Annotated in this window: 15 protein-coding genes; 8 read left to right on the top strand and 7 right to left on the bottom strand. The window is 36.1% G+C overall.

Features of this window, described 5'->3' with window-relative positions; genetic code table 11:
• Nucleotides 1-160 precede the first annotated feature (160 nt).
• Nucleotides 161-1,681: an acetaldehyde dehydrogenase ExaC gene (gene exaC, locus ACPUVN_RS01310; RefSeq protein WP_426358378.1), complete on the bottom strand. Its 1,521-nt coding sequence runs from the start codon at nucleotides 1,679-1,681 to the stop codon at nucleotides 161-163.
• A gap of 136 nt (nucleotides 1,682-1,817) precedes the next feature.
• On the opposite strand from exaC, the gene ACPUVN_RS01315 reads away from it, so the two are divergent.
• Complete coding sequence (locus ACPUVN_RS01315) at nucleotides 1,818-2,729, top strand: helix-turn-helix domain-containing protein (protein WP_426358377.1); 912 nt, start codon at nucleotides 1,818-1,820, stop codon at nucleotides 2,727-2,729.
• Between the two features lie 73 nt (nucleotides 2,730-2,802).
• Here the strand turns inward: ACPUVN_RS01315 and yegD are convergent, their stop codons facing one another.
• Nucleotides 2,803-4,161 carry a molecular chaperone gene (yegD, locus tag ACPUVN_RS01320; RefSeq protein ID WP_426358375.1) on the bottom strand — a complete coding sequence of 453 codons (1,359 nt, stop codon included), beginning with the start codon at nucleotides 4,159-4,161 and terminating at the stop codon, nucleotides 2,803-2,805.
• Between the two features lie 174 nt (nucleotides 4,162-4,335).
• On the opposite strand from yegD, the gene ACPUVN_RS01325 reads away from it, so the two are divergent.
• The 4 genes from ACPUVN_RS01325 to ACPUVN_RS01340 all read left to right on the top strand — a co-directional run bounded on the left by ACPUVN_RS01325 (nucleotide 4,336) and on the right by ACPUVN_RS01340 (nucleotide 8,097).
• Nucleotides 4,336-5,055: a peroxiredoxin-like family protein gene (locus tag ACPUVN_RS01325; RefSeq protein WP_426369809.1), complete on the top strand. Its 720-nt coding sequence runs from the start codon at nucleotides 4,336-4,338 to the stop codon at nucleotides 5,053-5,055.
• Nucleotides 5,056-5,061: 6 nt separating this feature from the next.
• Nucleotides 5,062-5,481, top strand: a complete 420-nt coding sequence (locus ACPUVN_RS01330; protein ID WP_426358373.1) for a hypothetical protein — start codon at nucleotides 5,062-5,064, stop codon at nucleotides 5,479-5,481.
• A gap of 112 nt (nucleotides 5,482-5,593) precedes the next feature.
• The gene (locus ACPUVN_RS01335) at nucleotides 5,594-6,523 is read left to right on the top strand and encodes an ABC transporter substrate-binding protein (protein WP_426369810.1); all 930 of its coding nucleotides are present in this window, start codon (nucleotides 5,594-5,596) and stop codon (nucleotides 6,521-6,523) included.
• An 11-nt stretch (nucleotides 6,524-6,534) separates the two neighbouring features.
• Complete coding sequence (locus ACPUVN_RS01340) at nucleotides 6,535-8,097, top strand: sensor histidine kinase (RefSeq protein WP_426358371.1); 1,563 nt, start codon at nucleotides 6,535-6,537, stop codon at nucleotides 8,095-8,097.
• Nucleotides 8,098-8,136: 39 nt separating this feature from the next.
• Here the strand turns inward: ACPUVN_RS01340 and ACPUVN_RS01345 are convergent, their stop codons facing one another.
• Nucleotides 8,137-10,653: an EAL domain-containing protein gene (locus ACPUVN_RS01345; protein ID WP_426358370.1), complete on the bottom strand. Its 2,517-nt coding sequence runs from the start codon at nucleotides 10,651-10,653 to the stop codon at nucleotides 8,137-8,139.
• 564 nt (nucleotides 10,654-11,217) lie between these two features.
• Between ACPUVN_RS01345 and recA the strand changes: the two genes are divergently transcribed.
• Complete coding sequence (recA, locus tag ACPUVN_RS01350) at nucleotides 11,218-12,273, top strand: recombinase RecA (RefSeq protein WP_426358369.1); 1,056 nt, start codon at nucleotides 11,218-11,220, stop codon at nucleotides 12,271-12,273.
• A 716-nt stretch (nucleotides 12,274-12,989) separates the two neighbouring features.
• On the opposite strand, the gene ACPUVN_RS01355 is transcribed toward recA, so the two are convergent.
• The 4 genes from ACPUVN_RS01355 to ACPUVN_RS01370 all read right to left on the bottom strand — a co-directional run bounded on the left by ACPUVN_RS01355 (nucleotide 12,990) and on the right by ACPUVN_RS01370 (nucleotide 19,609).
• Nucleotides 12,990-13,610, bottom strand: coding sequence for an isochorismatase family protein (locus ACPUVN_RS01355; protein ID WP_426358368.1), 621 nt, complete (start codon nucleotides 13,608-13,610; stop codon nucleotides 12,990-12,992).
• 16 nt (nucleotides 13,611-13,626) lie between these two features.
• Nucleotides 13,627-15,492: a hydantoinase B/oxoprolinase family protein gene (locus ACPUVN_RS01360; protein WP_426358367.1), complete on the bottom strand. Its 1,866-nt coding sequence runs from the start codon at nucleotides 15,490-15,492 to the stop codon at nucleotides 13,627-13,629.
• A 12-nt stretch (nucleotides 15,493-15,504) separates the two neighbouring features.
• On the bottom strand, nucleotides 15,505-17,565 hold the full coding sequence (locus ACPUVN_RS01365; protein ID WP_426369811.1) for a hydantoinase/oxoprolinase family protein: 2,061 nt from the start codon (nucleotides 17,563-17,565) through the stop codon (nucleotides 15,505-15,507).
• 715 nt (nucleotides 17,566-18,280) lie between these two features.
• Nucleotides 18,281-19,609, bottom strand: a complete 1,329-nt coding sequence (locus ACPUVN_RS01370) for a glycoside-pentoside-hexuronide (GPH):cation symporter (RefSeq protein WP_426369812.1) — start codon at nucleotides 19,607-19,609, stop codon at nucleotides 18,281-18,283.
• Between the two features lie 307 nt (nucleotides 19,610-19,916).
• Here ACPUVN_RS01370 and ACPUVN_RS01375 point away from each other — a divergent pair, with 307 nt between their 5' ends.
• Complete coding sequence (locus tag ACPUVN_RS01375; RefSeq protein ID WP_426358364.1) at nucleotides 19,917-20,858, top strand: homoserine O-succinyltransferase; 942 nt, start codon at nucleotides 19,917-19,919, stop codon at nucleotides 20,856-20,858.
• Nucleotides 20,859-20,969: 111 nt separating this feature from the next.
• On the top strand, nucleotides 20,970-24,662 hold the full coding sequence (gene metH / locus ACPUVN_RS01380; RefSeq protein WP_426369813.1) for a methionine synthase: 3,693 nt from the start codon (nucleotides 20,970-20,972) through the stop codon (nucleotides 24,660-24,662).
• Nucleotide 24,663 lies beyond the last annotated feature (1 nt).

Consider the following 24,663-nt stretch of genomic DNA (forward strand, 5'->3'; position numbering starts at 1 on the left):
GAGGGTATTTATAATAAAAAAAAGAGTTAAGATCATAAAGATGAACACAACTCTTAGGTATGAAACTTATGCCTGATTTAAGGTCTAACTTATACCCTGATTTATAGTCTAACTGAAGGCATAATAATATCGTTAACTCAGAGCATTAAATTAAATGCGTTTAGAAAAAACCGAGTGGTTTAGTATCATAACTCACTAATAAGTTCTTCGTTTGTTGATAATGACCTAACGCCAACTTGTGATTTTCACGTCCGATACCTGATTTTTTATAACCGCCAAATGCTGCATGAGCAGGGTATAAATGATAACAGTTAGTCCACACACGACCCGCTTGTATTTTACGACCCATACGATAGGCTTTGTTCATATCTCGCGTCCAAACACCTGCACCTAAACCAAACTCTGAACCGTTCGCTAATGCCAAAGCTTCGGCTTCATCTTTAAAAGTTGATACTGATATAACAGGTCCAAAAATTTCTTCTTGGAAAACTCGCATATCATTACTGCCTTTAAGCAGGGTAGGTTGAATATAATAACCTTCGTCATATTCACCTGTCATTTTAGCGATTTCACCACCAATTAGAACTTCAGCACCTTCTTTTTTACCAATTTCAATGTAGTCTAATATTTTATCAAACTGCGCCTCAGAGACTTGTGCGCCAACCATAGTGTTAGTGTCTAAAGGATCACCACGTGTTATCAGTTTGCTTCTTTCTATAACTTTTTCAATAAACTTGTCGTAAATATCTTCTTGAACAAATAATCGCGAAGGACAAGTACACACTTCACCTTGGTTGAAGAAAGCTAATATAGCGCCTTCAATACATTTACTTAAATAGTCGTCTTCATGATCTAACACGTCACTAAAGAATATATTGGGTGATTTACCACCTAACTCTACTGTAGATGGAATGATGGTTTCAGCAGCACACTTTAAAATATGTGAGCCTGTAGGTGTTGAACCTGTAAAAGCTATTTTCGCAATACGATCACTCGTTGCTAACGCTTGTCCTGCTTCTTTACCAAAGCCATTAACAATGTTTAATACACCTGGAGGTAAAATGTCTTGAATTAGTTCCATCATTACAAGAATAGATGCAGGCGTTTGTTCTGCAGGCTTTAAAATTACACAGTTACCCGCAGCTAATGCTGGCGGAAGTTTCCAAGCCGCCATCAGTAAAGGGAAGTTCCAAGGAATAATTTGTCCAACCACACCTAATGGTTCATGAAAATGGTAAGCAACTGTGTTTTCGTCTATCTCACTTAAGGTTCCTTCTTGTGAACGTAAGCAACCCGCAAAATATCTAAAATGATCAACAGCTAATGGAATATCAGCAGCTAAAGTTTCGCGCACCGCTTTACCATTATCCCACGTATCGGCAACAGCAAGCATTTCAGTATTTTGTTCGAGAATATCAGCAATCTTTAATAAAAGGTTAGAACGTTCGGTTACTGATGTTGTGCCCCAAGCATCTTTTGCTTTATGTGCGGCGTCTAGTGCTAGCTCAATATCTGCGGCATCTGAACGAGGTATTTGACAAAAGACTTTTCCATTTACAGGACTTTTATTATCAAAATAACGCCCATTTACTGGAGCAACCCATTCGCCATTAATGAAATTTCCGTAACGCTCTTTGAAGTTAACTACAGCTCCATCTGTCCCCGGGATTGAATAAATCATTTGTTTATCTCTCATTGTTTTTTTTGTAAGAACGTTATACTTTAATGATTGAAAAATATTCAGCTATGCTAGAAATTCATAAAAGTTGACTTTCAGTACCAATAGATTGATTTATTTTGAAAAAGAGGAGGCTGCGGTGATCACTGAAATTTTATGTAATAAAAAACAAATGCCCAAAGTTTTGGTTGAAAATAAAATAAGCTTTGCGGGACCTGAATCTGAGCTCAGTATTTATGATACGTATGAGCAAGCTGAGCGTGTGAAATTAAAATCTGATCAACTTTTATTCTGCGCTATGGTGTCAGGTAAAAAGGTGATGCATGCCGATAAAAATGATTTTGTCACTGAATTCATTCCACATGAATCTTTTATTATGGCGCCTAATCAAACGGTTGAAATTGATTTTCCTATTGCACAATGGGAAGCGCCAACCACATGTTTAGCTATTGAGGTTTCGTTAGATCGCGTTAAAGATACTGCACAACGATTGAATCAACTTGCCCCTTTAGAAGAAGAGTTTGGTTTTTGGGATTATTCTGATCAGTTAATTCATACACATCATAATAATGAAACTGAAGCCTTACTAAACCGCATTGTACATATTTATACTGAAAACCATCCTGATAGAAACTTCATGATTGATTTAGCTGTATCTGAACTTACGGTTAGACTTTTACGCCAACAGACGCGTGACTTTATGCTGAATTTTTGTAATGAAGAACCTGATAATAATGGCTTAAATGCAGTGCTAAATTATATTACTCATCACTTAAGCGATAGCTTAGACATTAACTATTTATGTAAAGTGGCTTGTATGAGTAGAACTAAGTTTTTTATTCAATTCAAACGTCACTTAGGTTGTACACCTATGGCTTTTCAACATCAAATGCGTTTGAAAAAAGCGGGGCTATTAATAAAGCACGGTAAACAAATCACTCAAGTCTGTTTTGAATTAGGTTTTAATAACGCAAGTCACTTCTGTCGTAGCTTTAAACAGTTTTATGGGATGAGTGCTAGAGATTATAAAACAAGGCACTTAAGCAGTTAAAATTCGCTCAAATAAATGCAGCTAACTTTAGTGGTAAGTTAAGCACCTTGATTTTTAATTTATATAATACAGGTTAAACAAAAACCTTATTTGCCCAACGCGTTAAACCTGCAGTAACACTACCAAAGTGGTCACCTAACACAATAGGTGTATTTGGAAAGTGTTGCTGGAAGAAAGCATTAAGAACAGGTGACTTTGCTGTACCACCCGTAATAAAAATTACATCGGGTTGTTCTGAAGATTCTTCTACCGCTTGACGCATTAAGTTAGCAATACCTGTTAATTCACGCTTTATGCCCGTTAATAAGGTATCTCTTGACACCGAAGTTGCTAAATTTTCATCTAAGTTCTCAAGTGATATCAAAAACTCATCTTGATCTGTTAATGCTATTTTAGCTTGTTCTGCACCGTTAACTAATAGGTAGCTAAGTCTTTCTGATTGCACTTTTAATAAACGTTTTACTTGTTCTGGTTGTTTTGAATCACGCACAAGTTGATTAAGGAAACGTTGGTTTTCAGCACTGTAGAATTCGTTCTGTTCGTTTATTTTATTAATCGCAACAGCTTGATAAAATGCATTTACAGGCATAGGTTTGCCTGATTTTAAAAAGCTATTAATACCTAGTTCAGGCATTATTCCAGCAAGGGCTAAACCAATATCAAAATCGTTACCGCCAATACGTTCACCACTGTGGCTAAGTAAATGCTGAGCTCTATCACTTAAATCTCGTAACTCAGGTCCCATAAGTAGCATTGAGCAATCGGTTGTTCCACCGCCAATATCTACTACAAGTACTTTAGTTTCTTTGGTTAGACTTGCTTCAAATTCAAAACCTGCAGCTACAGGTTCAAACTGAAATTCTATGTCTTTAAAACCTACACGCTTTGCCGCATTAGTTAATACAGTGATTGCTTGCTTATTGCTTTCTTCGCCTCTAGAGCCTTGAAAGTTAATAGGGCGACCAATAACTGTTTGCGTTATTTCACGACCTAAGTTTTGTTCAGCCAAGTTTTTAATATTAGCCATCATCGATGCAACAATATCTTCAAATAATTGAACTTGTTGAGGAAATAAACCGCTAGCGCCTAAAAATGATTTAGGTGACTTAATGTAATAGCCTTCTTCAGGATCAGCTAAATAAGCTTGTAATGCTTTTTTTCCAAAAAATAAGTCTGATGAAATACCATCTAGTTTTAATTCTCGTAAAACGTTATTACCTTTTGTCATTTGTAATTTGCGTTGTAACTGAAATTCTTTTTGCTCTAGTTCGTTTAATTGCTGTGAAAGCCAATTAACAATAACTTCTCTGCTTGGTGCATATAATGTTGAAGCAACATATTTTCCGTGTTCACCCAAAGATAGAATAGATGGGGTTCCGTTTTGCATTACACCTACTGCGCAATTTGATGTACCGTAGTCAAAACCGATCATATGTCGCTCCTGTAAAAAAGTGGCGTAGAATACTGATCATAGCCCTTATGTGCAAGTGATAATTTAAATGTTCCTCCCTAATGTTCTGTGGTATTAATAGTACATAGTTAGCAATTGGCTGGTATAATTATTCTGGATTATTTACATTTTTAATTATGGGAAGAGGAAGTGACGATGCGGCTATTAATTTTTTTATCATTATTACTACCTTTTGTTGGTGTGCAAGCCTATGGAGCTGCGTATTTAAGTAGTGGAACTTCACCTATTGAAGTTGAAGAGATGCCAACTATAAAAAGAATTAGTTGGACGTCATCTGAATTAAAATTAATGAAAGGTGCGATTGATGATCTCTCTAAAGCAATGCCAAGTCCTGGTATTCAAGTAGGGGAACAAGCACCTGATTTTTCATTAACAAATGCTCAAGGTAAGTCTGTAACTCTATATGACGAGTTAAAAAAAGGTCCTGTTGTTTTAGTTTTTTATCGAGGAGCATGGTGTCCTTACTGTAATATGCAATTACGCTCTCTGAGAAAAAATTTACCCCTATTCAAGCAATACAATGCACAACTTCTAACGGTTACGCCACAAACGCCAGATAGATCTCAAGCTCAATTCAAAAAAGAAGGTTATCCTTTTGAAGTACTCAGTGATTTAGATTACGAAGTACTTAAAGGTTATAAACTTTATTACGAGTTACCAGAAAACCTTATTCAATTATATAAAAAACATAATATCGACATTGTTAGATTTAACGGCGAAGGACGAACCGCTTTACCTGTGCCAGGAACCTTTATTATCGACAATAAAGGAGTGGTAAGGGCTATGATGGCTCAAACAGATTATAAAGTGCGTATGAAAACATCTGACATTGTTCATGAATTAGAATTGTTGTAATCAAAGATGAAAAAAATAACATGGATTTTAGCTGTATTTATTTCTCTTAGCTCCTGTAGTCACAGCCCTGATCGTTTACAGCCTTTTACCAGTGATGGTTGTAGCTCTTTTCCTGATGGTACTTTTAAGCAAAAAGAACTTTGGCTTAATTGCTGTGAAAAACACGACTTTGATTATTGGAAAGGCGGAACCTATGAAGATCGCGTTGTATCAGACAACAACTTAAAACAATGTGTATCTGAGGTTGGCGAACCTGAAGTTGCTTTATTAATGTTAGCTGGCGTAAGAGTTGGCGGTACACCTTATTTACCTACAAGTTTTAGATGGGGATATGGCTGGTCTTACCCTAAAGGTTATGGCGAATTAACTCTGCAAGAATTGAAGCAAGTAGAAGAGTTATCAAAGGCTATTCAATCTGAAAAATAATTAGGCTGTTAACTCATCATTCGATATTGAGTCATAGGGCACTTATTAAAATAAAAATTTATAAGAATGTAATCTAATAACTTAAATAACTTAAATAACTTAAGAGGGATACATGGCTTTTATAAAAATATCAAAAACACTTATCCACTTCATTTTAATTCCTCTTTTGTCATATAGCAGTTATTCCTTTAGTGAGGGTAAAGAGCAAAGTAAAGTTACCGTTATATATCCTGATGTAAAATCTTCGTCTAATAATGTATTCCCAGAAATAGTAAAAGGTATTAAGTCAGCGTTTAAAGGTGAGGTTATTACACTTAAGCTCCCGCAAAACTTTAACAGTAAAGACATTATAAGTAGCATTACCACACAACAAGTTATTGCTCTTGGGAAACCAGGATTGGTTATTGGTAAGGAAGTTAACCATAACAAACTTGTTGTATTGGGCGCTTTACCTGTAATAGCGCATAACATGTCAGGTATTAGTTCAATGGCATCGCCTCAAAGCTTGTTTGAGCCTTTAAAAACTTTAGCGCCTAAAGTACAAAACATAACCGTTGTTTACAGTAAGTCGTCAGCTTGGTTGATGGAAGACGCTAAAAAAGAAGCTAAAAGAATCAATCTCCACTTGAATGCTATTTTAGTTGATGACTTGCAGATGGTGGTGAAAACCTATGATGATTTTTTTCAAACAACAGCCTCCGAAAATACTGTTTTATGGCTACCTTTAGATCCAATTTCTGTTAACGACACTATTATAGTGCCTACGTTACTTGAAAAAGCTTGGAACAATAAAGTGACAATTATCTCGAGTACACCTTCACATGTTAAACGAGGTGTTTTATATGCAACGGTGCCAGATCATATAAGTATGGGACAGCAATTAGCTATTTTTATGCAAAAGATTGAAAATAAAAATATATCATCTATTGTTAAAGCATTAAAAACCATTAAGTTAGCCATAAATTTACGCACAGCAAAACATTTAGGCTATCAATACTCACAAAGTAAAATAGAAGAGTTTGCTTTCACCTTTCCTGAATAAACGTATTTAATATGATGAAATTTAAAGCCTCTAAGTTCTCAGAGCGAAGTATAAAAGCACAAGTGGTTACTTTTATCGTTATTGCGATCACCGTTATGATTTTTGTTATTAGTTTTGTTACCTCCTCATGGATTAATCAACAGTACCGACACTTAATGCTAACCAATGCTATGCAATTAACTGAAGGTTTAGCTAAGCAGGCGGTGTTCTCGGTTTTGTCGGGCTCAGAACAAAACGCTCAAGAAGCGATGGAGCAAGTTCAAGGTTTTGAATCGGTTTCGGCAGCACGAATTCTGTTGGACGGTTACGAACCTTTTATTAGCCGAGGGGTATTCCCTGAAAGTGTTCGAGTTGAGCATACACATTGGCTAAGCACACAAGTCTCTATTGAAACAGATGAACATTGGTTTATCATTTCTCCTGTTATGGTGAAGCTTGCCTTAGAAGATGCAGAAAATAGTTCTGAATTTGATAATAATCATATTTCTCATGAAGTGATTGGTTACGCAGAAGTGCTTTATAGTAAAGCACCGCTGATTGAAGCACAGAATCAGGTAACTTTACTTATCGCCGCTATTGGTTTGGTGTCTATTGTTTTATTCAGCGTTATTCTTCATTTAGGCTTAGTTAAGTTATTTATTCCTTTACGTAATTTGTCGGTAACTATGCAATTAGCTGAAACAACTCGAGAGTATGTATTTGCTGAGGATACAGGCGCTCAAGAAATTAAAAGCATGGCAAACGCCTTTAATAACATGATGAAAGTTTTGCAGAAGCAAGGTAACGACATAAAACTGCATCGAGACAGACTTGAAAGTGAAGTTAAAGAAAGAACAATAGAGCTTGTTGGTGCCAGAGATGCGGCTATAAAGGCGAGTCGCCATAAGTCTGAATTTATCGCTAATATAAGTCATGAGCTTCGAACACCTATTCAATCTATTATTGGTTATGGAGAACTTGTTACTGAAGAATTAGAACAAGAAGGGCACATTGGTTTAATTAATGATATGGACCGCATAGCTAACAACTCTCAGCGTTTACTCGGTATTATTAATAGCCTACTCGATTTAGCTAAAGTTGAATCTGGGAAGATAGACATCTACCTCACAGAAGTTAATATTGAAAAGCTTATTTTAACGGTAAGAGACACTATCTCACCGTTAGCCTCCAAAAATAACAATCAGTTTTCGGTTATTCAAAAACAGTCGCATGAGCTATTTTCTACAGATAAAGAAAAGTTAGAACAGGTACTTATTAACTTGTTGGGTAACGCTTGTAAGTTTACTCAAGAAGGTGAGATTACGTTTACCATAGAGAACACAGATACTGATATACAGTTTATTATTAGCGATACCGGTATAGGGTTAAGTACAGAGCAGCAAAGTTATATTTTTGAAGAGTTTCGTCAAGTTGATTCAAGCCAATCAAGAAAATTCAGTGGTACAGGGTTAGGGCTAGCGATATCTAAAGTCTTTATTGAATTAATTGATGGGACTATTTCGGTTGAGAGTGAATTAGGTTCAGGTTCTGTATTTGTGGTGACTTTACCTATTTATAGAGCTGAGGTTAAATAGGTAACCTCAGCTCTATGTGGTGTGTGCCGTCACTGCTTACTAAGTTTGTTTATTTTTATCTATGTCTATTATGTTCATAGGCTTAGCAATATGGTACCCCTGAGCAAAATCTACGCCTAATTCATCTAACATTTTCAACGTTGCTTCATCTTCCACAAACTCTGCAATAGTATGTTTGTTTAATGCTTTAGCTGTTTCATTTATGGCTTTAACTAAAGCAGCATCTGTTGCATCTTTAAGCATATCTTTTACGAATGAACCGTCAATTTTTACATGCTGAGCAGGTATTTGTTTCAAATAAGTAAAAGTACTAAAGCCAGTGCCAAAATCGTCAATAGCGAAGCTACAACCTAAGTCATTTAATCGGTTAACTAAACGTTGTGTACCTGTAATATTAGTTAAACTTGCGCTTTCTGTTAATTCAAACATGATACGAGAAGGTTCTATATTATATTCAGTTAACTTTTCTTCGACATAAACGACTAAACGATCATCTGAGAATGCTTGAGCTGATAGGTTAATCGCTACTTTTTCTAGTAAAGTGTATTGAGACATTTGTTTAAACGCCGCATCAATTACATGGCGATCGAGAATATTCATGTCGCCTGCCTTTTCTAAGTACGGAATAAAACTATCAGGATAAATAAGTTTATCATCTACTGTGAGCCTTACTAGGGCTTCGTAGGATTCTGTCTCACGAGTTTTTACATTAATTATAGGCTGGTAATGTAATACAATATTATCATCACTCAATGCCTTTCTTAGTTTTTGAGCCCATTCAAAACTTTGCTTAACTTCGTCACTTAATTCATCTTCAATTGTAAAGGTATGAACACGATTTCGACCTCTATCTTTTGCGACAAACATCGCAATATCAGCTTGCTGCAAATAAATGTCACTTGATAAAGCGGTACCGTCGATAGATGAAATCCCTATACTACAACTTACTTTGTATACTTGTTCGCCAAATCTAAAGCTTGCATCGGCAATGGTTTTACATATTTTAAGTGCAAACTTTTGTGCATCTTCGATGTCTGTATTTTGCAAAATAATGGCAAATTCATCACCACCTATACGGCATAAATAGTCGCTTTCACGTATTCTATCTAGCAGTAATTGTGATATTTCTTTTAATACCAGATCACCTTGTTGATGACCTTGTGAGTCGTTGATCACTTTGAAGTTATCTAAATCTACATAAAGCAGTGAGTTTGCGGTTTTAGTTCTGGCAGCTGTTTGAGAAATATTAACGAGTACATCATCAAAATAATATCGGTTATGAATACCTGTTAATGTGTCATGAAAAGCAACATGTTGAAGTTTTTCTTCTGCCTTTTTTCGCATAGAAATATCATCAATAGTTCCTGATAATCCCATTATTTGGGTGTGTCTATCATAAAAAGAAGAAAGGGTAAGTTCACACCAGAAGCTTGAGTGGTTTGAGGTTTTTAATTTAAATTCTAAAACCTGCTTTTCTTTTCTACCATCTAATAAAGAGTGATATGTTTCGTTAAGTACTCTTTTTATGTGGTTGCTTGAATCATTAACATATTCTATGAAGGGTTTACCCATGCTTTCGGGTATTAAAAATCCTGTCGTTTGCACCCATGCATTGTTTAAAAAAGTGATATCACCTTCAGAGCTTAGCTCTATAACTATATTATTTAAGCTATTTAAAATACGGTAATGGACTTTAGCGAGAGACTCAAACTTTACTTGTTCTTCTGCCAATGCACGTGTTTTAGCTAAAAATTGTTCATTAGCTATAAGGTAATCTTCACGCTTTTCAGCAATGCTACAAACCTTTCTTAACTGATCCGCTTTAAAAGGTTTTTGAATATAATCAGAAGCGCCTTTTTCTAGCATTAATTCAGCTAAATCAGCATTACCATGTGCTGTCATTGCAATAACAGTTTGATTGGGAGCGATAGCAATTAAATTATCTAACACTTCATCGCCCGACATGCCTGGCATCATAATATCTAACAGAACAATGTCGTATGAATTCTCTTTAAATTTTTCTAAAGCGATTAAGCCATTTTCAGCTAAATCAATATCATAACTGTGCTTTAACATACGATCTATTAACTGAGCAGTATCATGAGTATCTTCAATAACCAGTATTTTCGTTCTTTGGTTAAGATTGTTTTTCCCACTTTGTGTGTCATCAATAACACTTAATAGGGAGTAGATTTCTTGGAAAGCGACAACTTTATTAATATCAAATGTTTTAGCCGTAGTTTCAGCAATACGTTCACTGTGGCTTTCGGTGATCAAAATGATAGGGGTATTAGGATTATCTGACAGCATACCAGAGCGAATTAACCTCGCTAGCCTCCAGCCATCTACATTACCTATTTTTACTTCAGTGATAACCACATCAATTTTTTTTGAGCGCAGAATATTAATAGCTTCAATACTATTTTTAGCATAAATAGCAGTTAAGCCACTGTCTGATAAAATAAAATTAATTTTATTAATAACTAACTCATTAGAGGTAATGATTAATAAGATTAACGGTTTGCTACTAGAAGATACTGCTTTTATTAATTCCAAATTCTGTCAAACCATTTGATTAGAGTTCATTTATATTGATACTTTTTATTAACGTAAAATAATGAAAAGTTCATTACAAATAAAATTAAGTTAAATAAAGTTTATTTTTTATACTTATATAGAGTAAGTTTTATTGCAATATAGATCTATATAATAACGGCAGTTTTACCTATTAAAATTGTTTTAACTTAGCTTAATATATTAAAAGTTAAGTTCTTAATTATAATTATAGTTCAGTTTTATAAACTATCCAGTTAGACAGCTTTATATTAGGAGAATAATATAAAATAGAGTGCTTTTATTTAGGCATATTTTAAAAAATACGAAATAATTCTTTTTTTAATTTTTGAGTTAACAATAATTCATAGTGAGTAACTTTTTTACTTAAAAATATAAAAAGTTACTAGTTGTTATTTTTGTTTTTTATATCAGTAACTTAAAAGTCTACTTTTTCTAAAGTTACAAATAAAATAAAATAAAGTGATAAAAAACTTGATACTGTACGATCATACAGTATACTTCTCCCATCAAAGTGAAAAAGCACTTAAACCCCTGGAGCAAATTATGAATGACAATAAAGAAAAAGCACTTTCTGCTGCGTTAAGTCAAATAGAACGTCAATTTGGTAAAGGCTCAATTATGAAATTGGGTGATAACCGTAGTATGGATGTAGAAACAATTTCTACAGGCTCTTTAGGGTTAGATATTGCACTAGGTGCTGGTGGCTTACCTTTAGGACGTGTTGTTGAGATATACGGTCCTGAGTCGAGTGGTAAAACAACATTAACACTTGAAGTTATCGCAGAAGCGCAACGTAACGGTAAAATTTGTGCTTTCGTTGATGCTGAGCATGCACTTGACCCAATTTACGCTGAAAAATTAGGTGTAAACATTAATGAATTATTAGTTTCTCAACCTGATACAGGTGAGCAAGCTTTAGAAATTTGTGACATGTTAACGCGCTCTGGTGCTATTGATATCATTGTTGTCGATTCAGTTGCTGCACTTACTCCTAAAGCTGAAATTGAAGGAGACATGGGTGATTCACATATGGGTCTTCAAGCGAGAATGTTATCGCAAGCAATGCGTAAGTTAACGGGTAACCTAAAACAATCAAATACTATGATCATCTTTATCAACCAAATTCGTATGAAAATTGGTGTAATGTTTGGCTCTCCTGAAACAACTACAGGCGGTAATGCATTAAAGTTTTATGCTTCTGTACGTTTAGATATCCGTCGTATTGGTGCTGTTAAAAATGGCGATGAAATCGTAGGTAACGAAACTCGCGTTAAAGTTGTTAAAAACAAAATTGCACCTCCATTTAAGCAAGTTGAATTTCAAATATTATACGGTAAAGGTATTAACAGTTTAGGTGAGTTAATTGACCTTGGTGTTAAACATAATATGGTTGAAAAAGCTGGTGCATGGTATAGCTACAAAGGTGATAAGATTGGCCAAGGTAAAGCTAACTCAGTTAAATTCTTAGAAGAAAATACGGCTATTGCTAAAGAGTTAGATACACGTTTACGTGCAGAGTTATTAACTAAGCCACAAGCTGAAAGTGAAAAAGCAGCTAAAGCAGAAAAAGCAGCTAAAGCTGAAGAAGTAGCAGAGTAAATTTAAATAACTAACCTCAACTCGGGTTAATGAATTTAATAACTCTTTCAAATAAAAATCTCGGCATGTCCGAGATTTTTTTTGTGTAAAATTTGATTGAGTACGATGGATTTAAGGAAGCGTACTTGGTACTTACTCAGCAGGTTTATGATAATAAAAGTAGTAATACCAAACGGATTAATTTATTGAGCAACTTAGAGCTACATTAGCAAGCTTAGAACAAGCAAAATTGATTAAACATAGTTATTCTATATTTTTTTAATTTTTTGATGTTATCAGTTTGCTAATGAGCTCCCGAAGGGCGAGAATTTAAAGGCTCATATGCCGCATTATTGATTTTGACAAGGTTCCTACATGGATGTAGGACATTAGGGTAACGCAGGAGCAGTTACCGAGAATAACCATTCTCTTCAATCAATGCCTCGCCTACATGGATGTAGGTGCTTAGGTTCAGTCTGGAACTATGAACCTGTGCCTCTAAGCCTTTAAATTTTCGCTAAGTGAGCAATAAATTAATCCGTTTGGTATAATGCTATTTTAGGTTTTTAATCATTTATATCAGGATGACAAGAAAATAATCGAACTTATTTTGGATATAATAGTTTGTTTTGAGGCCGTTATTAAAACTTAAAACGAGGAACTAAGTATCGTTATAATCGATACTTAGTTCCTGTTTATAAGATAATTTAACCTTATTGGTTTAATTAAATGTACTGCTAAAGTTTTTGTATTTTTTCAACCAGTTGGTCGGTTGGCATTACCACACCATACTTCGCATTTATGTCATGTAAAGCTGCACTTTGAGCTTTGAGATTACGGTCACCGCAAGCTTCAGGAGCTACAAATACTGGGAAGTTATATTGTAATCCATCTACAGCTGTGGCTCTTACACAGCCGCTGGTAGTTAAACCTACTACTATGATTGAATCTACAGAGTCATTACACAACTTCTGATAAAGTTCAGTTTTAAAAAAAGCACTTGGCCATTGTTTCTCTATTACTGGCTCATCATTTTTTTTACTTAATCTAGGGTCTATCTCAACCCAATGGCTAGATGCTTTAAGTATATTAAGATCTGGTAATCGAGTACGAAATACACTTGCAATCTCCTCATCATGATAAACAACACTTGTAAAATAAACAGGAAGATCTTTAAGTCTAAATAGATCAAGTAATTTTCTTGTTTGGTCTACTTGTGAGCTAAAGTTCCCACCAAGAGGGCTGTTGGGATGAGTAAAGCCAAGTGACATGTCAATAATAATAAGGGCGGGGCGTATGCCCAACCCTACAGTACCAACAGCCAAATCATGATCCCTATGTTTGCTATGTATGTTCATAATGTCCTATTTGATGCTAAGTACGAGATTTTACAAATCGTGGTGTTTCTGGTGCAGGAAGTCCTGTTTCTTCCAAACATCTTGCTTTAATTTCTTCGATAGTTCCGCCGAAATCAAACAGTTGTGTTTCACCTCTTTGCTCCGTTAATGATGCACGCAGTTCAGCTGTTTTTACTTCATCTACCTTATTATCAATGATAACAACGCCGTATCGTTTAGCTCCTTCAACAGACACTAATTCACGTTTAACATCATTTAATACATCATTGGCATCACGCAAGTATGGGTCACCCCAGCCGCCGCCGCCCCATGTGTTAAAGTATAGTAAATCACCTTTTTTAACCTTAATACCATCACATTTTGCAGGTAAGATTTCTCGTGTTCCATCAGCACGTTCTAGTATTTTAGTTGAGCGCTGTCCTGGTGTTCCGCCATTTACACCCCATGGATAAGTTAACCAACGCTCGTCATGAATCGCAATGCTGCCATCATTTAAAAATCTATAGCCAACAGATAAACCATTCCCACCTCGGTGTAAGCCCGCACCACCTGAATCAATAATAGTGCTATAGTTTTCAATACGTAATGGAAAATATGCTTCTATAAATTCATTAGGTACATTGGTAAAGCCTGGCCATAAAGAATGCCCATCAGGACCATCACCGATTGGACGTCCAGGGATCCCACCAAAACCTATTTGGAATAGTTGGAACCATTCGTCTTTATCATCATAACCAGAGTAGAACAAGTGAGGAGAGTCTGAGAAGCCTGCAGCATTCATAGCTTCAGGAGCGCCTTGACCTAACAATCCACCCATAACATCAAAAATACGACCTAATGCATGTGTACGACCAGAAAGTGCAGCAGGGAAACGAGGTTTAAGTAAGCTACCTTCTGGAATATGCACATCAACTAAATCATAAAAACCATCGTTGAAAATTATTTGTGGATCAACCAAGTTAATAGTGAATGAGCCGAAGAACATTTTGAACATATCTTCGCTCATATAAAAGTTTATAGAGCTTTGTGCTTGAGGATCTGTGCCTTCAAAATCAAATATTGCACGACTACCTTCACGCCACATTTTACATTGAATTTTATATGGTCCCATTCCCACGCCATCATCACATACATAATCAACAAAGGTACGTGGCTCTTCAGGAATAAGCATTTTAATAATGGCTTCCATCGCAACATGGTTACGCTCTAGCATAATTTCCATAGTTGAATAGAAAACGTCATCACCAAATCTGTCTGCTATTTCAACACATCGTTTAGCTGCGGTATTACATGCTGCAACAAGTGCATTAAGATCAAACCTGTTCCACTGTGGAGTACGTACGTTATGTAAAATCAAATCCAAAATACTTGATTGTAATACGCCTTTTTTATAAAGCTTAGTTGGAGGTATGCGAATACCTTCTTGAAAAATGCTTTCCGCTTTAATAGGAATAGAACCAGGAACCATACCGCCATTATCAGACATATGACCAAACATGGCAGACCAAGCAATATGACGCCCATTTCTGAAAATTGGTACTAAGACGATCCAATCGGGTAAGTGAGAAACCGCAGCATTAGTCATATACGGATCATTGGTTAATATCACATCGCCTTCTTCTAGCTCACCTTCGTAAGCTTCCAAGAAACCATGAATGAATGAACCAAATTGACCAACAACCATTTTACCGTCTTTGTTAGCAATCATCGGAAAGCAATCGCCTTGCTCACGTATACCTGGACTCATCGCTGTTCTAAAAAGTACGGCATCCATTTCTTCACGAACATTGCTCAGAGCATTTTCAATAATATCCACATTCACAGTTGGAACATCAACAATTTGTAAAGGAGAGTTATTTGTTTGTATTATTTTTTGAGTCATTGTTATCTCTTCTTAATTTTCTGGGTTAATAAGGATATTACCAACAGTATCTACCTGAGCTTTATACCCTGGTAAAAGAACAGTAGTAGAGTCCATTTCACAAATAATGGCAGGGCCTGATAGCTCTAAATTTGTACTCATCTTATTTCGATCATAAATCGGTGTTGGATAGTACTTTCCTTCAAAGTATATTTGGCTGTCAGCCATTTTACAGTCGTCTAAGGAGTTTGCTCTTTGACTTTGAGGCATCATAGGTAATTCGCCGCCACTTGCTGTAGCAATAGCACGGAGCATGATAATTTCATGACCTGATTCCAACGCAAAAGTAAATAATTGAGTATGTTCATTATCAAACTGTGACTTAAGGCCTTCTATGCCTTTTTCTTGTAAATCTGATAATGTAAATTCAACAGATAACTGAAATGCTTGTCCCGTATATCTTAAGTCTGCTTGAAAAGATATTTCTTGATTTGATTGAGGAATGCCATCTGCAATAAGTGTAGCGCTGGCTCTTTCTTGTAATTCATTTAAAGCATTTGCTAATTCGTCTTTAGATGTGTCTTCTAGTAATTTAACGAATGTTTTTGATGCTTCATCTCGTACCTGAGTTGTCGCATCGCCATAAGCACATAATACGCCAGGGCCAGGAGGAATGATGGTTGGCCAAGCTTGAGTTAAAATTCCGAGTGCGTTGGCATGCAATGGACCTGCACCACCAAAACCAACAAGTGCGAAATCTCTAGGATCGAAGCCTTGTTCTACCGATACTAATCTTAAGGCGCCAAACATTGCTTCATTGGCTATTTTAAGAATACCTTCAGCAGCTTCTTCCACAGATAATCCCATAGGTTCTGCAACTGTTTTAACAGCCGCTACAGCAGCAGCTTTATTGATGGCCATTGCACCACCCAGTTGAACGTCTGAAGGTAAATAACCTAATACAACATTCGCATCACAAACCGTTGGTGCTGTTCCGCCTTTCATATAAGCAGCAGGGCCAGGTTTAGCTCCAGCAGATTCAGGCCCAACTCTTAAAGCTTTAGTAAGTTCTGGAACAAAAGCGATAGAACCACCGCCAGCTCCTACTGTACGAACGTCAACAGAAGGTGCGCGTACAGTTACATCAGCAACACGAGTTTCTCTTCTAACGCGAGCTTTTGCATTTTGAATAAGTGCTACATCTGTTGAGGTACCACCCATGTCGAAGGTGAGAATGTCTTTGAAACCCGCTTTTTGGCAGAAATGTATAGCACCTGAAACACCACCGGCTGGACCAGACATTAGAAGGTTCACAGGGCTTTCAGCTGAAGATCTAGCTGAAGCTAAACCACCATCAGAACGTAAAATCGAAAGATGTAAATCATCTCCCATTTTGTCCATTAATGAACGGCTTAAGTTGTCAACGTAACGTGCAACTTCTGGACGTACATAGCTGTTAACTATGGTTGTTTCAGTACGTTCATATTCTTGCATTTCAGGAACTAGGTCGGTAGATATAGAGATAGGAATGTCGGTAAATATTTCTGCGGCAACTTCTTTTGCACGTTGCTCATGACTGGCATTTAAGTAGGAGTTAATAAAACAAATGGTTAGTGCTTCAACTTCACCTGTGCTTTTTAATTTTTCGAGTTGTATGCGTAAACTGTCTTCATTTAAAACATCAACTATTTGTCCATTCGCATCAATTCTTTCATCTGCTTCAATAGTTAATTCAAGTGGAGCGAGTAATGGCTTTTTCAAGAAACTTACCCAGGCACCCAAACCACCAGGACAGAAAGAGCGGGCAACTTGCAAAACTTGTTTATAACCTTTAGTTGTTATTAAACCTACTTTTGCCCCTTTGCCAGTTAATACAGCATTAGTGGCGACTGTTGTGCCATGCATAACACGGTCTATGTTACTAACATCAATACCTGATTGTTCACATATTCTTGCTATACCATTTAACACTCCAACGGATGAGTCTTCTGGTGTTGAGGGAACTTTTGCTGTGAAGGTTTCACCATTGACTTCATTAATGAGAAGCAGGTCGGTAAAAGTTCCACCTACATCTACGCCTAATCGATAACTCATACTGCACTCCAGTTTATCTGTTACTTAATGGGGTTATATTTTTAAATATATTGTTTGTTCTCTGCTCGTTGTAATTGTTATTTATGTAACGCTAAGATTATTGTTTTATTTATAGCTGTTTATTTATATTGATTTAACTGCATTTGATGGATGCTGAAGTTTAAATTGCATTTGATATGCCAAGTTAGTCTATTTGGTTTTAACTTATTGTTTTTTAATGTGTATGTCGATATTTTCGTTTTGTTCGTTAATGTTTTAACCCTATAACAAGAGAAATCCCATTTCATAATGAAATATATTTTTCAATATAAACCAAATTGAAATTATTGATTTGTGTCAGCTCACCAGAGTAGGTTTTATAAATTATTGATTTAATATCGTTAAATATAAAGAGCTAGGATTTAGTGTACTGAAGTAATTATTTGATTTTTCATATTGGAATATAATTTACTGAATTTTACATGATGTGAAATGTTTATATCTCTATGAGGAGTAGCGAAGAGTTAGATTAGGGATAGATAATAATGAGTATTGAGCTTTAAGAAAATGGTGATGTTAAGCCACCTTTGCTAGATAAATACTCATATGACAAAGGCTTTGTTTCATAAGGTTTTAGAACTTTATAAAAGGAGTTTTAGATGTTGTTAACATAATTTTAAAACTCACAACATCTGGTATTAAATAATGCTAATTACCTTATGATAAATAATCATATTTAGCTGGTGGCTATATCTATTTCTTTACTAATTTCCTCAATCTTTTTATTGTTGAGGGTATATTTAGTCATAACCCAAGCAACGATAATTGAACCAATAGCTGGGAATATAGTGAAGGATAAAAGCAAACCCTGTTTAGTCGCTTCTGTTTGTTCTACTTCTGCCTGATAACCATAATAAGCAAGAAGCCAACCAGCAATCGCTCCACCAAAAGCAACGCCCAACTTGATGAAAAATACAACTGACGAAAACACCATACCGTTATTTCTAACGCCTGTTTTCCAGTATCCGTAATCAATCGTATCAACTATTTTTGCCCACAATAATGGCGTTGCCATTTGTAAGAAGAAATTCCATAAGAAAAACATAATAAAAGCTAAGGTTATTTGTGAGCTATCAACCCAATAACTAGCAATACACAAAGCTGCGGCTATCAACTGTAAGCTTATATAAGCTTTAATTTTACATACGCGTTTGGCGAGCTGTTGTGATAACGCACAACCTAATATGCTGCCAATCATACCTATTGTCATAAATGCCGTGATCAGATCTTCTTGTGATAAAAAGTATTTCACGTAATAAACGGCTAGGGTTGCTCTAAGCACTTGGCCTGTTAATAAGAATAATCCAGCGATGCATAAAATTCGCCATTGGTCATTTTTCCACAGCACTTTTAAATTGTTTTTAAACGAGTTGTCTTTAACTGGCGGTTGGAACACGCGTTCTTTAGTCCCCGCAAAACATAATAAAAATAGAACAACACCCAATACACTCATAGCTGTCATCGTGAGTTGGTAACCTTTAGCCGAGTCACCTTCACCAAACCATTGTACTAGCGGCATAGTTAAAGCTGCCACAATAAGCCCACCGCACATACCGCAAACAAATCGATAAGATTGTATAGAAACACGTTCTTGAGGATCTTTAGATAATACGCCGCCTAAGGCAGAGTAGGGAATATTGATGGCGGTATAAGCAAGCATCAACAATATATAGGTAATACTCGCATAGACTATTTTTCCTGTTGATGAAAAGTCAGGTGAAATAAAGGCGAGTACGCTGATAATGCCAAAAGGAATAGCTAACCATAATAAGAACGGCCTAAATTGACCTAAAGAGGTTCTCGTTTTATCGGCAAAGGCGCCCATTAAAGGATCGGTAACCGCATCGATTAGTCGAACACCTAAAAATAAGGTACCAACTACAGCAGGTGATAAGCCGACAACATCAGTATAAAAAATTAATAAAAACATCATCACTGTTTGGAAAATAATGTTACTTGCGGTATCACCTAAACCGTAAGCTATTTTTTCTTTTATCGTAAGCATAGAAGTCTCATCTTTATTATTGATTTAATTTTATGTAAGCGCTTTCAGTCATGTAAAAAGAGTATGGGAAAACACAATGCTTATCAATACTTATTCCTATTTGTATAGCTTTGTTTATATCTATGAGGTTCACATAGGAAAGCACGAACAAAAGGTTAAGTGGGGATATACTTTTAAGTTAGGTAATAGTTTAAATCATTTAGACGTCTATACGTTTAGATGTTGACATGCTCAATACTAAAAATGCTATAATCAATTGAGCTAAATTACGCATTTGAAGATTTATTTATTCTATAGGTTAAGTATTATGCCCATTAAAATTCCTGATAAATTACCTGCCTTATCTGTTTTAAATAATGAAAACATTTTTGTGATGTCTGAACATCGTGCAGCCAGTCAAGAAATTCGTCCGATGCAAGTGGCGATACTTAATTTAATGCCGAATAAAATCGAGACAGAAATACAGATTTTAAGAATGCTGTCGAATACACCGCTACAAATTAACCTTGAATTTGTGCGTATTCATGCAAACGAATCTAAAAATACACCTAAAGAGCATTTAGAAAATTTTTATTGTTTGTTTGATGATATTAAACATAAACAATACGATGGCTTAATTGTTACAGGGGCTCCGTTAGCATTAATGGATTACGACCAAGTAACTTTCTGGGATAAAATTTGCGAAGTATTTGATTGGGCAGAAGATAACGTAACTTCAACCATGTTTTCGTGTTGGGGCGCTCATGCGGCTTTGTTTTATCACTATGGTTTACAAAGACATTTAAGAAAAGAAAAACTATCAGGTGTCTTTAGTCATAAACCAACAGATATTAAAGAATCGCTAACACGCGGTTTTGAAGATTTATTCAATGTGCCTCATTCTCGTTATGGTTATATAGATAGAGAAGATTACTTATCTATACCTTCACTTAAAATTATCGCTGAGTCTGAAGAGGCGGGTGTTTATGTTGCTGCCAGTAAAAATAAAAAACAGGTATATTTAACTGGGCATCCAGAATACGATGCTGAAACATTACATGAAGAATTTTTACGTGATATAAAAACAGGTGGCACACCTGTAGTACCTAAAAATTATTATCCAGATGATGATCCTGAACAACAAGTAAGTAGTAATTGGCGTAGCCATGGTAGTTTACTGTTTACCAATTGGCTTAATTATTACGTATATCAGATTACTCCGTATAAATTAGATGCCAATAATATTAAAGCTATAAACCCTAATGATTAAATAGAAAAATAATTTATTTAATACTATAGATTGCGGCACTTTCAACAACTACGGTGAGTTGAAAGTTGAGCAATCTCTAATAATTTTAAAGACCTTTTATCGGAAAATATGATGCAAAAGTCAGCTAGTTTTGAAATATTTGAACAACAACTTCGTAAAAACATCTTAATACTTGATGGCGCAATGGGCACCATGATCCAGGCTTACAAGTTTGAAGAGCAAGATTACCGAGGTGAGCGTTTTGCCGATTGGCATTCAGATGTAAAAGGCAATAATGATATGTTGGTGCTTACACAGCCCGATATTATTAAAGCGATACACAATGAATATTTAGAAGCTGGCGCAGATATACTTGAAACCAATACTTTCAACGCTACCACTATCGCAATGGCTGATTACGATATGGAAGACTACAGCGCTGAAATTAATTTAGTTGCTGCACAAATTGCTCGCCAAGCTGCCGATGAATTTACCGCAAAAAATCCTGATAAACCTCGTTTTGTTGCTGGTGTTTTAGGTCCAACAAACAGAACTTGTTCAATATCTCCAGATGTAAACGATCCTGCTTTTCGTAATGTAACCTTTGATGAATTAAAAGATGCTTATATCGAATCAACTAAAGCGTTAATCGAAGGCGGTTCAGATCTAATATTGATTGAAACTATTTTTGATACCTTGAATGCTAAAGCCGCTATATTTGCAGTTGAATGTGTATTTGACGAATTAGGTGTACGTTTACCTGTGATGATCTCAGGTACTATTACTGATGCATCAGGTCGTACATTATCAGGACAAACAACCGAAGCTTTTTATAATTCATTACGTCATGCTAAACCTATCTCTTTTGGTTTGAACTGTGCTTTAGGTCCAGTTGAACTGCGTGAATATGTGCAAGAACTGAGTCGTATATCAGATACCGCTATTTCAGCACATCCAAATGCTGGTTTACCTAATGCCTTTGGTGAGTATGACTTTACCGTAGAAGACATGAATACCCATGTAACTGAATGGGCAGAAGCGGGCTTTTTAAATATTATTGGTGGTTGTTGTGGAACAACGCCTGATCATATTAAAGGTATGGCTGATTCGGTTGCTGGTAAAGCACCACGTGAAATAAAACCGCGTGAAGTTGCTTGTCGTTTATCAGGCTTAGAAGCGCTAACGATTAATGGCGATAGCTTATTTGTAAACGTAGGTGAGCGTACAAACGTTACAGGTTCTGCTGTATTTAAACGACTGATCACAGAAGAAAAATTTGATGAAGCCATCGCGGTTGCTTTACAACAAGTAGAAAACGGCGCGCAAATCATCGATATCAACATGGATGAAGGTATGTTGGATTCGAAAAGTGCCATGGTGCGCTTTTTGAATTTGATTGCTGGTGAACCTGATATCGCTAAAGTGCCAATCATGATCGATTCGTCTAAATGGGACATTATCGAAGAAGGCTTAAAGTGTATTCAGGGTAAAGGTATTGTTAACTCTATCAGCATGAAAGAGGGCGAAGATATTTTCCGTCATCAAGCTGAATTGTTACGCCGTTACGGTGCTGCTGTTATTGTTATGGCATTCGATGAAGTAGGGCAAGCTGATACACGCGAACGCAAATATGAAATTTGTCATCGTGCATACCATATCTTAGTTGATGAAATTGGCTTCCCACCAGAAGACATTATTTTTGATCCAAATATATTCGCCGTTGCTACAGGCATTGATGAGCATAATAACTATGCTGTTGATTTTATCGAAGCCGTAAAAGATATTAAAGACAACTTACCATACGCTATGATTTCAGGTGGTGTATCTAATGTTTCTTTCTCATTCCGTGGTAATAACGCCGTACGTGAAGCGATTCATGCTGTGTTTTTATATCACGCGATTAAGAATGGCATGGACATGGGTATTGTAAATGCGGGTCAACTCGCTATTTATTCAGACATCCCAAAAGATTTATTAAAAGCTGTTGAAGATGTTATTCAAAACTCTGATGACGGTGCTACGGAGCGTTTACTTGATGTTGCTGAAGAATATCGAGGCGAAGGTAGCAAAGCAAACAATAAAGCTGATTTAACATGGCGTACACTCCCTGTTAATAAACGTTTAGAGCATTCATTAGTTAAAGGTATTAACGAATTTATTATTGAAGATACGGAAGCTGCTCGTTTGATTGCTGTACGTCCGCTTGATGTTATTGAAGGTCCGTTAATGGACGGTATGAATGTCGTAGGTGACTTATTTGGCGCTGGCGAAATGTTCTTACCTCAAGTGGTTAAATCTGCTCGAGTAATGAAACAAGCGGTTGCTCATTTAAACCCATTTATTGAAGATGAAAAAACTGAAATAAAATCAAATGGTAAAATATTATTAGCTACCGTAAAAGGCGATGTGCACGATATTGGTAAAAACATTGTAGGTGTTGTTTTACAGTGTAACAACTACGACATTATCGACTTAGGCGTTATGGTGTCTAGCGAAAAAATACTACAAGTTGCGAAAGAAGAAAAGTGCGACATTATTGGCTTATCAGGCTTAATTACACCGTCACTTGATGAAATGGTACATGTTGCCAAAGAAATGAAGCGACTTGATTATCATTTACCTTTATTGATTGGTGGAGCAACAACCTCTAAAGCCCATACCGCCGTTAAAATTGAACCTCAGTATGAAAACCCTGTTGTTTATGTTTCTAACGCATCACGCTCTGTGTCCGTAGTAAGTGCATTATTATCTGATGAACTTCGTCCTGCTTTTATGGAACGTCAAAAAGAAGAATATGCAAGAGTAAGAGAACGACATTATAAAAAAGGACCTCGTTCTACGTTAGTTTCTTTAGAAGCGGCGCGTAAGAATGCAGTGCCTATTAGTTTTGAAGACTACACGCCAACAACACCTGAAAAATTAGGTGTAACTGTTCTTGATGATATTGATTTGTCCGAAGTTAGAAAATACATTGATTGGACGCCATTTTTCATGACATGGCAGCTATCAGGTAAGTATCCGCTTATATTACGTCACGAAGTTGTAGGCGAAGAAGCCACTAACTTATTTAATGATGCGAATGCAATACTTGATGATGTTATTAATAATGGAAAACTAAAAGGTAAAGCGGTATTTGGATTATTCCCAGCGCATCGTGAAAATGATGACTTAGTTTTATTTACAGACGATACCAGAACAACAAAGCTTGAGCGTTTTCATCAATTACGCCAACAAAGTAAAAAACCAGCAGGGCAATACAACCGCTGTTTATCTGATTATGTCGCTGATGAAGCATCTGGCATTAAAGATTATGTTGGGGCATTTGCGGTATCTGCAGGTTTTGGTGTTGAAGAAATAGTAAAAGCGTTTGATGACAATCATGATGATTACAATAGCATAATGGCTAAAGCCGTTGCAGACAGGTTAGCAGAAGCTACAGCCGAGTATTTACATGAGAAAATTCGTAAAGAATACTGGGGTTACGCTAAAGACGAAAACTTAGAAAATGATGATTTGATCCGTGAAAAATATCAAGGTATTCGTCCTGCTCCAGGTTACCCTGCATGTCCAGAGCATACAGAGAAAGGTTTGATCTGGAAGATACTTGATGTTGAAAATAACATTGGTATGGAGCTAACGTCTAGCTATGCAATGTGGCCAGGTGCTGCGGTAAGTGGTTTCTATTTTGCTCACCCAGAATCAAAATATTTTGCTGTAGCTAAATTGGCAAAAGATCAAATTGAAGATTATGCCATTAGAAAAGGCATGACTATGCCACAGGCAGAACGTTGGTTATCAGCAAACTTAGATTACGAACCAGAGTAAG

The sequence above is a fragment of the Pseudocolwellia antarctica genome, assembly GCF_049933045.1.
Taxonomy (GTDB): Bacteria; Pseudomonadota; Gammaproteobacteria; order Enterobacterales; family Alteromonadaceae; genus Pseudocolwellia.

What these genes read in the sequence shown, in the direction of transcription:
- exaC (WP_426358378.1), bottom strand. Translation starts at nt 1,681, where the DNA reads ATGATTTATTCAATCCCGGGGACAGATGGAGCTGTAGTTAACTTCAAA.
- yegD (WP_426358375.1), bottom strand. Translation starts at nt 4,161, where the DNA reads ATGATCGGTTTTGACTACGGTACATCAAATTGCGCAGTAGGTGTAATG.
- ACPUVN_RS01325 (WP_426369809.1), top strand. Translation starts at nt 4,336, where the DNA reads ATGCGGCTATTAATTTTTTTATCATTATTACTACCTTTTGTTGGTGTG.
- ACPUVN_RS01330 (WP_426358373.1), top strand. Translation starts at nt 5,062, where the DNA reads ATGAAAAAAATAACATGGATTTTAGCTGTATTTATTTCTCTTAGCTCC.
- ACPUVN_RS01335 (WP_426369810.1), top strand. Translation starts at nt 5,594, where the DNA reads ATGGCTTTTATAAAAATATCAAAAACACTTATCCACTTCATTTTAATT.
- ACPUVN_RS01340 (WP_426358371.1), top strand. Translation starts at nt 6,535, where the DNA reads ATGATGAAATTTAAAGCCTCTAAGTTCTCAGAGCGAAGTATAAAAGCA.
- recA (WP_426358369.1), top strand. Translation starts at nt 11,218, where the DNA reads ATGAATGACAATAAAGAAAAAGCACTTTCTGCTGCGTTAAGTCAAATA.
- ACPUVN_RS01355 (WP_426358368.1), bottom strand. Translation starts at nt 13,610, where the DNA reads ATGAACATACATAGCAAACATAGGGATCATGATTTGGCTGTTGGTACT.
- ACPUVN_RS01360 (WP_426358367.1), bottom strand. Translation starts at nt 15,492, where the DNA reads ATGACTCAAAAAATAATACAAACAAATAACTCTCCTTTACAAATTGTT.
- ACPUVN_RS01365 (WP_426369811.1), bottom strand. Translation starts at nt 17,565, where the DNA reads ATGAGTTATCGATTAGGCGTAGATGTAGGTGGAACTTTTACCGACCTG.
- ACPUVN_RS01370 (WP_426369812.1), bottom strand. Translation starts at nt 19,609, where the DNA reads ATGCTTACGATAAAAGAAAAAATAGCTTACGGTTTAGGTGATACCGCA.
- ACPUVN_RS01375 (WP_426358364.1), top strand. Translation starts at nt 19,917, where the DNA reads ATGCCCATTAAAATTCCTGATAAATTACCTGCCTTATCTGTTTTAAAT.
- metH (WP_426369813.1), top strand. Translation starts at nt 20,970, where the DNA reads ATGCAAAAGTCAGCTAGTTTTGAAATATTTGAACAACAACTTCGTAAA.